General features: G+C 68.7%; 13 protein-coding genes and 1 pseudogene. 8 read left to right on the top strand and 6 right to left on the bottom strand.

Going from position 1 to position 12566, the window contains the following annotated elements:
* Positions 1–8 precede the first annotated feature (8 nt).
* From NY1_RS36890 to NY1_RS36880, 3 genes are all read left to right on the top strand, one after another.
* Positions 9–1766 (top strand): proline--tRNA ligase, encoded by a 1758-nt coding sequence (locus tag NY1_RS36890; RefSeq protein ID WP_067721850.1) that lies wholly within the window; start codon positions 9–11, stop codon positions 1764–1766.
* A 156-nt stretch (positions 1767–1922) separates the two neighbouring features.
* On the top strand, positions 1923–3359 hold the full coding sequence (locus tag NY1_RS36885) for a DHA2 family efflux MFS transporter permease subunit (protein WP_067721848.1): 1437 nt from the start codon (positions 1923–1925) through the stop codon (positions 3357–3359).
* Positions 3360–3469: 110 nt separating this feature from the next.
* On the top strand, positions 3470–4435 hold the full coding sequence (locus tag NY1_RS36880; protein WP_067721846.1) for a sigma-70 family RNA polymerase sigma factor: 966 nt from the start codon (positions 3470–3472) through the stop codon (positions 4433–4435).
* Here NY1_RS36880 and NY1_RS36875 read toward each other — a convergent pair.
* The gene (locus NY1_RS36875; RefSeq protein ID WP_067721844.1) at positions 4418–4867 is read right to left on the bottom strand and encodes a MarR family winged helix-turn-helix transcriptional regulator; all 450 of its coding nucleotides are present in this window, start codon (positions 4865–4867) and stop codon (positions 4418–4420) included. The two genes, NY1_RS36880 and NY1_RS36875, sit on opposite strands and share 18 nt — an antisense overlap.
* Before the next feature lie 69 nt (positions 4868–4936).
* Here NY1_RS36875 and NY1_RS36870 point away from each other — a divergent pair, with 69 nt between their 5' ends.
* The gene (locus NY1_RS36870; protein ID WP_218028537.1) at positions 4937–6508 is read left to right on the top strand and encodes an MFS transporter; all 1572 of its coding nucleotides are present in this window, start codon (positions 4937–4939) and stop codon (positions 6506–6508) included.
* Here NY1_RS36870 and NY1_RS36865 read toward each other — a convergent pair.
* The 5 genes and pseudogenes from NY1_RS36865 to NY1_RS36850 form a co-directional block, all read right to left on the bottom strand.
* Positions 6501–7637 (bottom strand): hypothetical protein, encoded by a 1137-nt coding sequence (locus NY1_RS36865; RefSeq protein ID WP_067721938.1) that lies wholly within the window; start codon positions 7635–7637, stop codon positions 6501–6503. The genes NY1_RS36870 and NY1_RS36865 overlap by 8 nt on opposite strands.
* Before the next feature lie 129 nt (positions 7638–7766).
* Positions 7767–7952: pseudogene (locus tag NY1_RS45585) on the bottom strand (three-helix bundle dimerization domain-containing protein); the annotation flags it as partial.
* A 142-nt stretch (positions 7953–8094) separates the two neighbouring features.
* Positions 8095–8403, bottom strand: coding sequence for a Uma2 family endonuclease (locus NY1_RS36860; protein ID WP_067721839.1), 309 nt, complete (start codon positions 8401–8403; stop codon positions 8095–8097).
* Between the two features lie 238 nt (positions 8404–8641).
* Positions 8642–9076 carry a ferritin-like domain-containing protein gene (locus tag NY1_RS36855; protein ID WP_067721838.1) on the bottom strand — a complete coding sequence of 145 codons (435 nt, stop codon included), beginning with the start codon at positions 9074–9076 and terminating at the stop codon, positions 8642–8644.
* Complete coding sequence (locus NY1_RS36850) at positions 9073–9720, bottom strand: hypothetical protein (RefSeq protein ID WP_233434649.1); 648 nt, start codon at positions 9718–9720, stop codon at positions 9073–9075. The genes NY1_RS36855 and NY1_RS36850 overlap by 4 nt, the downstream gene beginning before the upstream one ends.
* 311 nt (positions 9721–10031) lie before the next feature.
* Here NY1_RS36850 and rimP point away from each other — a divergent pair, with 311 nt between their 5' ends.
* The 4 genes from rimP to NY1_RS36835 form a co-directional block, all read left to right on the top strand.
* On the top strand, positions 10032–10658 hold the full coding sequence (rimP, locus tag NY1_RS36845) for a ribosome maturation factor RimP (protein ID WP_067721837.1): 627 nt from the start codon (positions 10032–10034) through the stop codon (positions 10656–10658).
* Entirely contained in the window at positions 10655–11683 is a 1029-nt protein-coding gene (gene nusA, locus NY1_RS36840) for a transcription termination factor NusA (protein WP_067721831.1), read from the top strand. Before rimP ends, nusA begins: the two co-directional genes overlap by 4 nt.
* Positions 11684–11806: 123 nt before the next feature.
* A complete protein-coding gene (locus tag NY1_RS42415) occupies positions 11807–12160 on the top strand; it encodes a YlxR family protein (protein ID WP_157762717.1) in 354 nt (117 codons plus the stop codon).
* Between the two features lie 106 nt (positions 12161–12266).
* On the top strand, positions 12267–12566 hold a 300-nt coding region (locus NY1_RS36835), incomplete at its 3' end, for a translation initiation factor IF-2 N-terminal domain-containing protein (protein ID WP_174567258.1).

Here is a 12566-nt window from a genome sequence, read left to right as displayed (position 1 = left end):
GTTCAGCCGTGATCACCCGTCTCTCGCACCTGTTCCTGCGCACCCTGCGTGACGACCCCGCAGACGCCGAGGTGCCCAGCCACAAGCTGTTGGTCCGCGCCGGTTACGTGCGTCGCATCGCCCCGGGCGTGTACTCGTGGCTGCCGCTCGGCCTGCGCACCCTGCGCAAGGTCGAGGATGTCGTGCGCGCCGAGATGAACGCCATCGGCGCGCAGGAGATCTCGCTGCCGGCGCTGCTGCCGCGCGAACCGTACGAGACCACCAACCGCTGGACCGAATACGGCGACGGCCTGTTCCGCCTGAAGGACCGCAAGGGCCAGGACTACCTGCTCGGCCCCACCCACGAGGAGCTGTTCGCGCTCACCGTGAAGGGCGAGTACAACTCCTACAAGGACCTGCCGGTCACGCTGTACCAGATCCAGACCAAGTACCGCGACGAAGGCCGCCCGCGCGCGGGCATCCTGCGCGGGCGCGAATTCATCATGAAGGACTCCTACTCCTTCGATCTCGACGAAGACGGCCTGAAGAAGAGCTACAACGCCCACCGCGAGGCGTACCAGAAGATCTTCGATCGCCTGGGCGTGAAGTACGTGATCGTGGCCGCCACCTCCGGCGCCATGGGCGGTTCGGCGTCCGAGGAGTTCCTGGCCGACAGCCCCGTCGGCGAGGACACCTACGTCATCTGCCGCGAATCCGGTTACGCCGCCAACGTCGAAGCCGTGGTCACCGCCGCGCCGCCGGAACTCCCCATCGAGGGCCAGGCCGAGGCCGTCGCGCACGACACCCCCAACACCCCGACCATCGCCACCCTGGTCGACTGGGCCAATGGCGCGGGCATCGACAAGGTGCTGGGCCGTCCGGTCACCGCCGCCGACACCCTCAAGAACGTCATGGTCAAGCTGCGCTACCCCGACGGCAAGACCGAGATCCTCGGCATCGGCGTCCCCGGCGACCGCGAGGTCGACGACAAGCGCCTGGGCGCCTCCGTCGAACCCGCCGAGGTCGAACTGCTCGACGAAGCCGATTTCAAGGCCAACCCGTGGCTGGTCAAGGGCTACATCGGCCCGAAGGCGCTGCAGGCCAACGGTGTTCGCTACCTGGTCGATCCGCGCGTGGTGTCCGGCACCGCCTGGATCACCGGCGCGGACGAGCCCGGCAAGCATTACGTCGGCCTGGTCGCCGGCCGTGACTTCACCCCCGACGGCACCATCGAGGCCGCCGAGGTCCGCGACGGCGATCCCTCGCCCGACGGCCGCGGCGTGCTGGAGGCCGCCCGCGGCATCGAGATCGGCCACATCTTCCAGCTGGGCCAGAAGTACACCGACGCCTTCGAGGTCGACGTGCTGGGCGAGAACGGCAAGCCGGTCCGCCTCACCATGGGCTCCTACGGCGTCGGCGTCTCCCGCATGGTCGCCGTCCTCGCCGAGCAGATGCACGACGAGAAGGGCCTGCGCTGGCCCCGCGAAGTCGCCCCGTTCGACGTCCACGTGGTCATCGCCAACAAGGACGAAGGCGCCCGCGCCGGCGCCGAACAGGTCGCCGCCGAACTCGACGCCATGGGCCTCGAGGTCCTGCTCGACGACCGCACCGCCTCCCCGGGCGTCAAGTTCAAGGACGCCGAACTCCTCGGCATGCCCTACGTCGTGGTCGTCGGCCGCGGCTGGGCCGACGGCAAGATCGAACTCCGCGACCGGTTCGCCGGCACCGCCGAGGAACTCCCGGCCGAGACCGCCGTCGCCGACGTGGTCGCCAAGATTCGCGGCTGACCCTTCGAAAGCGATCCGGGCCGGGCACCTATAGGTGCCCGGCCCTCTCGTCATTCCGGGATGACAGGCGAATACGGAAATCTGCTCCCACTGCGATGAATCGCGGCGAGGTCGCCGGTATGTACCTCCGACACCCTTCGGAGGAGGACTTCCGACATGACCATGACCGCTTCGCAGCGCTGGGTATTGGCGCTGACTTCACTCGCCGGGTTGATGATCGTGCTCGACGCACTGGTCGTCACCACGGCTACGCATGCCATTCAATTGGATTTGGGCGCTTCGCTCGGGGAACTGGAGTGGACCGTCAATGCCTACAACTTGAGTTTCGCGGTGCTGCTGATGGCCGGGGCGGCACTGGGGGATCGGTACGGGCGCAGGCGAATACTCGCCGGTGGGCTCACGGTGTTCGCGGTCGCTTCGGCGGGCTGCGCGCTGGCTCCGAGCCTGGGGTGGTTGATCACCGCGCGGGCCGTGCAGGGGATCGGCGCGGCCGCCGTCATGCCGGTGGCCATCGCCGTGCTGTCGGCGGCGTTCCCGCCGGAGCAGCGGACGCGGGCGCTCGGCATCTTCGCGGCGGTCACCGGATTGGCCACATTGGGCGGCCCGCTCGTCGGTGGCGCGATCACGCAGGGGCTGGCTTGGCAGTGGATCTTCTGGCTGAACGTGCCGATCGGGGCGGTGCTGGTGCCTTTGGTGCTGACTCGGCTCTCCGAAAGCTTCGGGGAGGCAAGGCGATTGGATTACGCTGGGATCGCGCTGGTCAGCATCGCCGCCTTCGGTGTGGTGTGGGGCCTGATCCGGGGGAACGAATCCGGTTGGGGGAGTGCTGAAGTCCTGACCGCGTTCATCCTCGGCGCGGCGGCGTTACTCGGGTTCGTGCGCTGGGAACTGCGCACTCCCGCGCCGCTGATTCCCATGCGCTTCTTCGCCGCCCGCGCCTTCTCGGCGGGCAATGCGGCCGGATTCCTGCTCGCCGCATCGATTTTCGCGGGCGCCTTCTTCTTCGCCCAATACCTCCAGGTGGTGCTCGGCTACGGCCCCCTCGGCACCGGCCTCTGCCTGGCCCCGTGGACGGTGACCCTGTTCCTGGTCGCCCCGATCGCGGGCCGGCAGGTCAACCGCTTCGGTGAGCGCCCGCTGGTCGTGCTCGGCCTGCTCATGCACGCGCTCGGCTACGCCTGGATCGCGCTCATGGCCCGCCCGGACCTGCCGTACCCGGCCCTCATCGCCCCGTTCGTACTCTCCGGGGTCGGCGTCTCCATGGCGATTCCGGCCGCCCAGAGTGCCGTTCTGCGCGCGGTCCCCATGCCCGCGGTCGGCGCGGCCTCCGGCACCTACAGTGCGCTCCGACAGCTCGGCGGCGCATTCGGAATCGCCGTCCCCGCAGCGGTTTTCGCGTCCGTCGGCGCCATGTCCTCACCCGCCGGATTCACCGACGGCTTCGCCGCCGCGATCACCGCCGCCGCCTTGCTCGCGCTGCTGGGCTCGATCATCGGCGCTCTGATCCCGTCCGGCGCACCGGCCGCCACGAGCCCGCCCGGCGTAGCTCCGCCGCGCCCCGTTCCAGCGAACGAACCGAGCGTGACCGCGTGAGCGGGGACCGGGAATCGCCCTGTTCGCCGACCGATCCGACCTTCCCCGGGAGCTTTCGCATGAGCGTCACCGACCCCCACCGCGCCGCATCCTCGGTAGATTCGCGGTCCATGAGCGCCGGAACTGATTTCACTACTCGCACCGAGGTGCATCGGCCCGAGCTGCTCGCACACTGCTATCGCATGCTCGGATCCATTCACGATGCCGAGGACCTGGTGCAGGAAACCCTGCTGCGAGCGTGGCGAGCGGCGGACAAGTTCGACGAGAGCCGCGCATCGCTGCGGACCTGGCTGTACCGCATCGCGACCAATGTCTGCCTGACGGCGCTCGAGCAGCGGGGGAGGCGGGCGCTGCCGACCGGGCTGGTCGGACCCAGCGAAACCATGATCGAACGTCCGCAGAAACATCCGGAGATCACCTGGCTGGAACCCATTCCCGATGCGCTGCTGGGCAATTCGGCGGATCCGGCGGCGGTGGTGGCGGCGCGCAGCGGAGTGCGGCTGGCATTCGTCGCCGCCTTGCAACTGCTCCCCGCCCGGCAGCGCGCCGTGCTGATCCTGCGCGATGTGCTCGCCTGGTCCGCCGCCGAGGTCGCCGACCTGCTGGAAACCTCACCCGCCGCGGTGAACAGCGCACTGCAACGCGCGCACGCGCAACTCGACAAGGCGGCACCGATGCTCGATCGCATGACCGAAACCCTGAGCCCTGCCGAGCGGACCGTCGTCGACCGGTACATGGACGTGTTCGGCAAGGCCGATATGGACGAACTGGCCGCCCTGCTGCGCGATGACGCCGTGCTCGAGATGCCGCCCGCCCTGGTGTGGTTCGCGGGCCGCGACGACGTCATCACCTTCTTCGCGTCCAAGATCTGCGTCGATCCGGACCGCTGGCGCAGCGTGCCCACGGCCGCCAATACCCAACCGGCCGTGGCGTTCTACCTGCGCGACGAGGAGGGCGTGCACCGGCCGCACTCGATTCACGTACTGACCCTGGACGGTTCGTTCATCGACAAGGTCACCGTGTTCCTGGGCGGCCCGGACCTGTTCCGCCCCTTCGGTTTACCGCCGGTCTTCTGACGCCGCGCAGGCCGCCGCGATCCCGGTCATCCAGGACCGGATGGCGGCCTGCTGCTCGGGCGCCAGTCCGGCTTCCAGCTCCGCTTCGCGGCGCGTCACCGACACCTGTGCCGCGGCGAACCGTTCCCGGCCCGCCGCGGTGAGATGGATCTGATGACTGCGTTTGTCGGCGGGGTTGGGCCGCCGCTCGATCAACCCCTCCGCCTCCAGGCCGCCGAGCATCTCATTGGCGGCCTGCCGGGTGCTGCCCACCTCGCGGGCGATATCGGACACCGACATGCCCGGGTGCTTGGTGACCATCATCAGGGTCGCGAACTGCGAGGTGGACAGCCCGAATTCGGTGAGCACCTCCGCGATGGCCGTGCGCATGCCCAGCCACACGCTGCGGACCAGGAAGGTCAGCGAACCGATCTCACCACGATGGGACCCCAACGCGCGCAACCTCTCTCCAGAGAATTGACAGGTACCTGACAATCATCCATGCTGTGGATTGTCAGGTTCTTGCCAATCATATCGAAGGTGCTCATGACCGCGCCCGCGACGCTGCCCAAATCCCGGCAGCAGCTCATCCTCGCCGTCCTCCTGCTTTCCTCCCTGCTCATCTGGCTCGACAACACCATTCTCGGCACCGCCCTGGAAACCCTCGCCGATCCGGTGCGCGGACTCGGCGCGGGACCGGCCCAACTGCAATGGGCCACCGGCTCGTACACCCTCGTCTTCGCCGCGCTCATGTTCGCCGCAGGCGCGCTCGGCGACCGATTCGGGCATCGCACCGTGCTGGTCACCGGACTGCTCGTCTTCGCCGCCGCCTCGGTCTGGGCCGCCTACTCCGGCGACGCCGGGCAGCTCATCGCCGCGCGCGCCGTCATGGGGGCGGGCAGCGCGCTCATCATGCCGCCCACGATGGCCATCATCACCTGGACCTTCACCGGACCGGCCCGCGCCACCGCCATCGGACTGTTCTCCACCTCCGCCGGAGTCGGGCTGGCCGCCGGGCCGCTGCTCGCGGGCGTACTGCTCGACCACTTCTGGTGGGGCTCGATCTTCCTGGTGAACATTCCCGTGGTCGCGATCGCACTGGCCGGAATCGCCGCGCTGGTGCCCAACTTCCGCAGCCCGGTGCGGCGGCCGCTCGACCCGGCCGGACTGCTGCTGTCCATCACCGGACTGGGCGCACTGGCCTACGGGTTGATCCGCGCCGGACAGGTCGCCGACTGGGGCCGCCCGGACGTGTGGCTGCCCATCGCGGGCGGGCTGCTCGGGCTGGGCGCGTTCGTGCTCGTCGAACTCCGCAGCGCCCAGCCGAGTTTCGATCCCCGCCTGCTCGCCGAGCGCGTCTTCGGCGGCGGCAGCGCGGCGCTCGGACTGCTCTTCCTCGCCATGACCGCGGCCGGGTTCTACGGCGCGTTCTATCTGCAAGGCGCGCGCGGATTCTCGGCCCTGGACGCCGGACTCGCCACCGCACCGAGCGCGCTCGGCGTCATCATCGGCGGGCCGCTGGGGGTACGGCTGACGCGGCGCTACTCGCTGCGCACGGTCACCTCGACCGCGCTGACCGTCGCCGCGCTCGCCATGGGCAGTTACGCCCTCATGGGCCTGCACACGCCGATCGCCTGGCTGGAAGTGGTGTTCATCGTGCAGGGTTCGGCCATCGGCATGGTGATCGGTTCGCTCATGGCCGCGCTCATGGCCACCCTGCCGCTGGAACGCGCGGGGGCCGGATCGGCGGTCACCAATACGGTGCGCCAGACCGGCAGCGTGCTGGGCATCGCCATCGGCGGCACCATCATGTCGATCGTGTACCGGCGCGCCATCGAACCCGCATTGCCCGGATTGCCCACGGCGGCACGGGAACCGGCCGCGACCTCCGCCGAACTCGCCCGGCACGCCGCGACCACGCTGCACCGGCCGGAACTGACGGTCGCCGCGAACGACGCCTTCATCCACGCCCTGCACGTCGGCGCGCTGTGGACCATGGCCTTCGCGCTGACGGGTGCGGCGGTGCTCGCCGTGGCCTTGCGCCCCGAACGAGTCACCGCCGCACCGGAACCCGAACCGCTACCGGTCAGTTGAAGGCTTTCGCCACCCCGTCCAGCAGGTGCTCCAGGGTGTCGTAGTTCGGCGCGTCCACCACGTCGATCAGATTCGGCACCACGGGCACCTGAGCCTGGGTCGCCACCTTGGTGAACAGGCTCGCGTCGTTCGGGCGGAACCCGTGCTCGGCGGCCAGCCGCTGCAGGTCGGCGTCGGTGGCGAGCAGCTTGCCGAGGCGATCGCCATTGCCGTTCAACGGCACCACCGTGTGCTGCGACAGCACGGTCGGCGACGGATACATCAGCACCATGTCCGGCTTCAGCTGACCGTGCGCGGCGGCGTCCACGTACTGGGCCTCGTAGATCCACACCATCGGCGTCGGGCCCATGCCATTGGCCAGGTACTCCTTGAACGGGCCGTCGGTGCTGTTCTCGGTGTAACCCTGGCGGGTGAACAGGCGCGAAACCCGGGCCACCGCATGGTCTTCCGCCGCGGCGCCGCGCACCATCGCATTGTCATTGGCGACGTAGGCCGCCACCGCCAGGTACATGGCCGCGGAGTTGGAGGTGCGGGGATCGGTGGTGGACACCAGCACGTTCTTCTTCACCGGGTAGCTGGTGTTGCCCTCCAGCTGATCCCACTGCACGCCCCGCTCGGCGAGCGCCAGGTACTTCTCCACATCGAGGGTCGGGGTGGCTCCGGGCTTGACCACACCGGCCGCGGTCAGCAGCTCCACGATCGGCTTGAAGGTGGCGACGGCCATGGGGGAGGAGAACGGCGTGTACTTGGCGCTCACATTGCGCTGCCGCTGAATCCGTTCCGCGGCCGAAGCACTCGACGGGAACGCGAAGTCGTATTTGCCGAGATCGACGGTGGTGGCGATCTGCCGCGACCCGGCCGGTTCGACCTCCACCTTCAGGCCGTGCTCGGCCAGCGCCTCCGCCACCTTCGGATCATTGAAGAACGCCAGCTTCTCCGAGCCGACCACACCCTGCACCGTGGTGACCGCCGTGGACCCCGCGACCGGCGCGGGCGTCGAATCCGACCCGCCGCCCGCGATCGCGAGCCCCGCCACCACCAGCACCACGACGCCGCCCGCCAGCGCCGGCAGCGCCCACTTCCGCCGCGTCAGCGCCTCCGGAAGATACTGCCGCGCAGCCAATCCCATCCGGCCGAAGGTTGCGTCCAGGTGACGAGAATTCGAATTCGAATCGTCCCCCGCAGGAATTGTTTCCGAATTCACGGAATCGACCTGCGTCACAACATTATCCGTACCGCCCGGTTCGAGTTCCCGGCGCACAATCCGCTCCACCAGAATCGGAATGAATTCCCGAATCCTGTGCCCGTCGAACCGCTTCCGAGCCGCCCCGAAAACAGCCTCCACCTGCTCCGTCGTATGTGCCTCCGCATAGGCGTCCACCAGGCGATCCTTCGCCTGCGACAGTGCTTTTTCCTCCCGGGCCGCATCGACAGCCACCAGCATCTCCTCGATTCACACCGGAATTGACTGCGCACCAGAACAATCCGCTCACCGCTGCGCCGAACCAACCATACCGGGAATTACGAAAAGAATTCAGCCGAGCAATCCGATATCCCAGTCCGCCGGCTCCGTCCCGCAGCCCGGTTCAGAATTCGAGCTCGGCCCAAGGGATCTGGATGGGGAACGGGTGGTCGATGCTGATGGCTTCTGTGCCAGGCTGTTTCCATTCGCCCGCGATGATGTAGTTGGCTGGTCGCAGCGGCGCGACACCCAGCGGAAGCTGACCGTGGCCGACCTCCAGGGCGTAGGCGCGGACGCTCGCGATGCGACGTGGGTTGCGCCCGAGCGCTACCTCCCAGTACCACGGGATGCCTGCTCGCGCGTAGCGCGCCTTCTTGGCTTCGATGTCGCGCTCCGTATTCGAGGGCGACAGGACCTCTCCCGCGATCAGCACGTCGGAGGCTCGGATCCCCTGCGATCTCCTCAGGAAGTCGCTCGAGCTGCTCCCAGGTCATGTACTCCGGAAGGTCGGGTCGCTCGACGGGCGGGGTCGGCATATCGGTCATGCTACCGACGGCGAACGCCGAATCGGTCCGTCGTTCGCTGCTTGTCATCGAATCCCCCTCGGATCGGATGGAACGCCACCGCAGGGGGATTCGTCACAACGATTCGGATGGATCGAACCAGACCGGTCAGGCCTTGCCTGGGAATGCGACGGTCGCCGGGTTGGTGCCGAGGATGGATTGCCAAGTGGCCAGGCGCACAGCGCATTCGGTGAGGGCTTCGATGGCGGTGCGGCGGAGGTCGGGGGAGTCGGCGCGTTCGGCGAGGGAGTGCCAGGCTACGGCGGTGTCGGATTCGACGGTGACCGCGAGTTTGGCGGCGGGGATGGGGTCGTCGACGACGAAGGGGGTGGTGTAGGCGGCGTCGGGGGCGGGGACGGGGGCGCCGAGGTTCTTCAGGGCGTCGATGGTGGCGTCGCGGCGGGCGCGGTGGGCCGCGGTGTACTCGGCTACCAGGCGGTCGCGGTCGTGGTTGGCGTAGGCGGCGATGACGCCGTAGGCGTAGACCGCGGAGTATTCGGCGCTCAACGCGTCGGTGAGCGCCTGCTGATCGGTATTGGTCATGCGAGCAGGACCCCCGCGTGGGTGGCGCAGGCGGCACTGATCGAACCGAGCAGGCCGGCGCGGTAACCGGAGAGCTGGACGGCCAGGTCGGTGGCGGAGCGCTGGGCGGTGGTGAGGCGGGTGCGCAGGTCGGCGACCGAGGGCGGCGCGGTGATGACGGGGGTGACCGGGGCGACGCGGTAGCTGGGGGTGGTGCCGTCACCGTAAACGCCGATGGCGCGGTCGATTTCGGTGCGCAGGGCATCGGCGTGGGCGGTGCGCTGGGTGGCGATGGTCTGCAGCGCGCCCGCGCGATCGGGGGTGGTGGCGATGGCGGCCGTCGCGGCGGCCGCGTCGTAGCGAGCCGATTCCTCTTGCGCGAGCAGGGGATCCGGCGTGTCCGGGGTGTGGTCCTCGGCGCAGGCGCTCAGCGTGCCCACCGCGGCGACGGCCAGCGCGCCCCCGCCGGCCAGCCGGAACATGCCCCGGCGATCGACCGCGTGACCCGAGCCGCCGGCGGCGTGCGCACGCCCGCCCGCCAGACCGGCGCCACGCGCGCGCCCGTCCGCACGTCGCGCGGCAACCGCCACGGTGAACTCGCCCACCCCTGTTCGGTCCCCGGGGACCCCGACACCGGCACGCTGGCCGCTCTGCACGCTGGACACGGCTACATCGTGCCAGCCGTCGCGACCGGTTCGCCGCGTCAGGGCCGTCGGATAGGCTGTGATCTCGGTCGATGCCCCGCGCCCTGGGCGCGTCGCCGCTGGACACGCCGCCGGGGCCGCCGAGCCGACCATGCGGAACTCGAGCAGGTTGGCTGGTCCTTTACACTCTTTCAGCGCGTTACGCTAGACCTTCGGACCGGTATTTCGCCGACCGTGCCCGGCAACGGGTGCGTCCCGGCCCGCCGACCGTGCCCGACCAGGATCGATACCGACAACTCAACCCGTCACAACTGAACCAGGAGCCGCCCCACATGCCGATGCCGACCGAGGAAAGGGTGAGCCAGCTAGTTGCTGAGCTCGTCGAACGCCGAGGATTCGACCTCGAAGGCGTCGCGATTTCGGCTGCCGGTACCGAGCATGCCAAGGTGAAGGTGACGGTGGACAGTGACGGCTCCGCGAGTTTGGACGCCGTCGCGGATCTGAGTTCGGATATCTCCGAAGCCCTCGACGAGGCCGGTGATTTCGGTGAGACCCCCTACCTCCTGGAGGTCACCACCCCCGGCATCGATCGCCCCCTCACCCTGCCCCGGCACTGGCTACGCGCCCAGGGCCGCAAGGTGAAGATCGTCCTACGCCCCGGCGCCGAATCACCGGAGGAGAAGGGCAAACCCGCGTTCGAGGCCCGCGTGGGCGTCCTCTCCGAGGCGGAGGTGGCGCTGGTCCTCGGCGGCAAGCGGAAGCCACACCGGGTGACGGTGCCGCTGGCCGACATCCAGTCCGCGGTGGTGCAGGTGGAGTTCAATCCGCCCGGCGCCGCCGAACTGGAACTGGCGGGGGGAGTGGCGCCGGGCCGCCCCCAGCCGGGCGCCCAGGAGGTTCCCGGAGCAGAAGAAGTTGACGCAGCGTCCGATTCACCGACCGAAGGGATCGTGGAATGAACATCGAAATCGAAGCCCTGCGCGCGATCGTCGCCGACAAGGGGATCTCGATGGAGACCGTGATCTCCGCGATCGAGTCCGCCTTGCTCACCGCGTACCGGCACACCGAGGGGCATCAGCCCAACGCGCGTATCGATATCAACCAGAAGACCGGCGTGGTCCGGGTGATGGCCCGCGAGGTCGACGCCGACGGCAATGTCATCTCCGAATGGGACGACACGCCTGAGGGTTTCGGTCGCATCGCCGCCACCACCGCCCGCCAGGTGGTGCTGCAGCGCCTGCGCGACGCCGAGAACGAGAAGAGCTTCGGCGAATTCTCCACGCACGAGGGCGATATCGTCGGCGGCGTCGTGCAACGCGACGCCCGCATGAACGCCCGCGGCACGGTCGTGGTGCGCATCGGCTCGGAAGCCAATGGGGCCGAAGGCGTCATCCCGCCCGCCGAGCAGGTGCCGGGCGAGACCTACGAGCACGGCGATCGCATCAAGTGCTACGTGGTCGGCGTCAGCCGGGGCCCGCGCGGTCCGCAGATCACCCTGTCGCGCACCCACCCGAACCTGGTGCGCCGCCTGTTCGCCCTCGAAGTCCCCGAGATCGCCGACGGTTCGGTGGAGATCGTGGCGGTGGCGCGCGAGGCCGGGCATCGGTCCAAGATCGCGGTGCGGTCCACGGTGCCGGGCGTGAACGCCAAGGGCGCCTGCATCGGCCCGATGGGCCAGCGCGTGCGCAATGTGATGAGCGAACTGGCCGGCGAGAAGATCGACATCATCGATTACGCCGAGGATCCGGCCGCCTTCGTCGGGAATGCGCTGTCCCCGTCGAAAGTTGTATCCGTCACGATCGTCGACCCCGAGGCGCGCGCCGCGCGCGTCGTGGTGCCGGACTTCCAGCTCTCGCTGGCGATCGGCAAGGAAGGGCAGAACGCCCGGCTGGCGGCCCGGCTCACGGGCTGGCGGATCGACATTCGCAGTGATGCGGCCCCCGATGTGGCCGGTTCCGTACGCACCGAAGCGCATCGGAGCTGATCCACCGGCCCGGGGCTGATCTTGCTGAAAAGGTCCGCCCCGGTCGGTCCCGAAATTTGTGAAACAGACCCTTCGGATGACAGCTTGGTAACTTCCAATGGGTACGGATGCGGAGATCGGGACGTGGGAGCGGTAGAGTGGACGCAGGCTCAGCGCGAGTCTCCAGATTCTCTGCGCGCCGAGCGGGTGCAAACAAGATCAGCACCCGTCCGGACCTGCGTAGGATGTCGGAAACGCGAGCTGACCGCCGATCTGATGCGGGTCGTGGCGCAAGGTGAAGCCGAAGGGCAGAGCATTGCGATCGTTCCGGATCCGCGGCACAGACTTCCCGGAAGGGGTGCCTGGTTGCACCCCACTTCGTCTTGTCTGAGCCAAGCAGTTCGGCGCCGAGCATTCGGCAGAGCACTACGAGTGTCCGGACATCTGGATATCTCAGCCCTGGAGCATTACGTAGAGAACAGGCACGAGCACTCATGAGCAAACCGTGAAGTCCAAGCGATGATCGGCCATCGGAATTAGTCGAGGTCGTGCGGGTAACCCTTCCTCAGGGGCTGCCACGCTCGACCTCTGAGTGAGGAGAGCAGTGGCAGGCAAGGCCCGCGTGCACGAGTTGGCAAAAGAACTCGGTGTCACGAGCAAAGAACTACTCGCGCGGCTCAAGGAGCAGGGCGAGTTCGTGAAGTCGGCGAGCTCGACGGTGGAAGCACCCGTCGCGCGTCGTCTGCGGGAGTCGCTCGCACCCAAGAGCGCCCCGTCCGGTGCCGCCAAGCCGGCGGCCCCCAAGCCCAGCGGTGACAGCACCCCCCGTCCGGCCGCCAAGCCGGCCACCCCGGGTGCCGGTCCGCGTCCGGGTCCGCGTCCGGCGGCTCCGGCCCCGGCCCCC

This window comes from Nocardia yamanashiensis NBRC 100130 (assembly GCF_001613325.1).
Taxonomy (GTDB): Bacteria; Actinomycetota; Actinomycetes; order Mycobacteriales; family Mycobacteriaceae; genus Nocardia; species Nocardia yamanashiensis.
Note: the sequence above shows the minus strand (reverse complement) of the source record. Positions and strands in the feature narration are given on the sequence as shown.

Bases quoted from the DNA above. Each gene is read 5' to 3' on its own strand.
- NY1_RS36885 (WP_067721848.1), top strand. From the start codon at position 1,923: ATGACCATGACCGCTTCGCAGCGCTGGGTATTGGCGCTGACTTCACTC.
- NY1_RS36880 (WP_067721846.1), top strand. From the start codon at position 3,470: ATGAGCGCCGGAACTGATTTCACTACTCGCACCGAGGTGCATCGGCCC.
- NY1_RS36865 (WP_067721938.1), bottom strand. From the start codon at position 7,637: ATGGGATTGGCTGCGCGGCAGTATCTTCCGGAGGCGCTGACGCGGCGG.
- NY1_RS36855 (WP_067721838.1), bottom strand. From the start codon at position 9,076: ATGACCAATACCGATCAGCAGGCGCTCACCGACGCGTTGAGCGCCGAA.
- rimP (WP_067721837.1), top strand. From the start codon at position 10,032: ATGCCGATGCCGACCGAGGAAAGGGTGAGCCAGCTAGTTGCTGAGCTC.
- nusA (WP_067721831.1), top strand. From the start codon at position 10,655: ATGAACATCGAAATCGAAGCCCTGCGCGCGATCGTCGCCGACAAGGGG.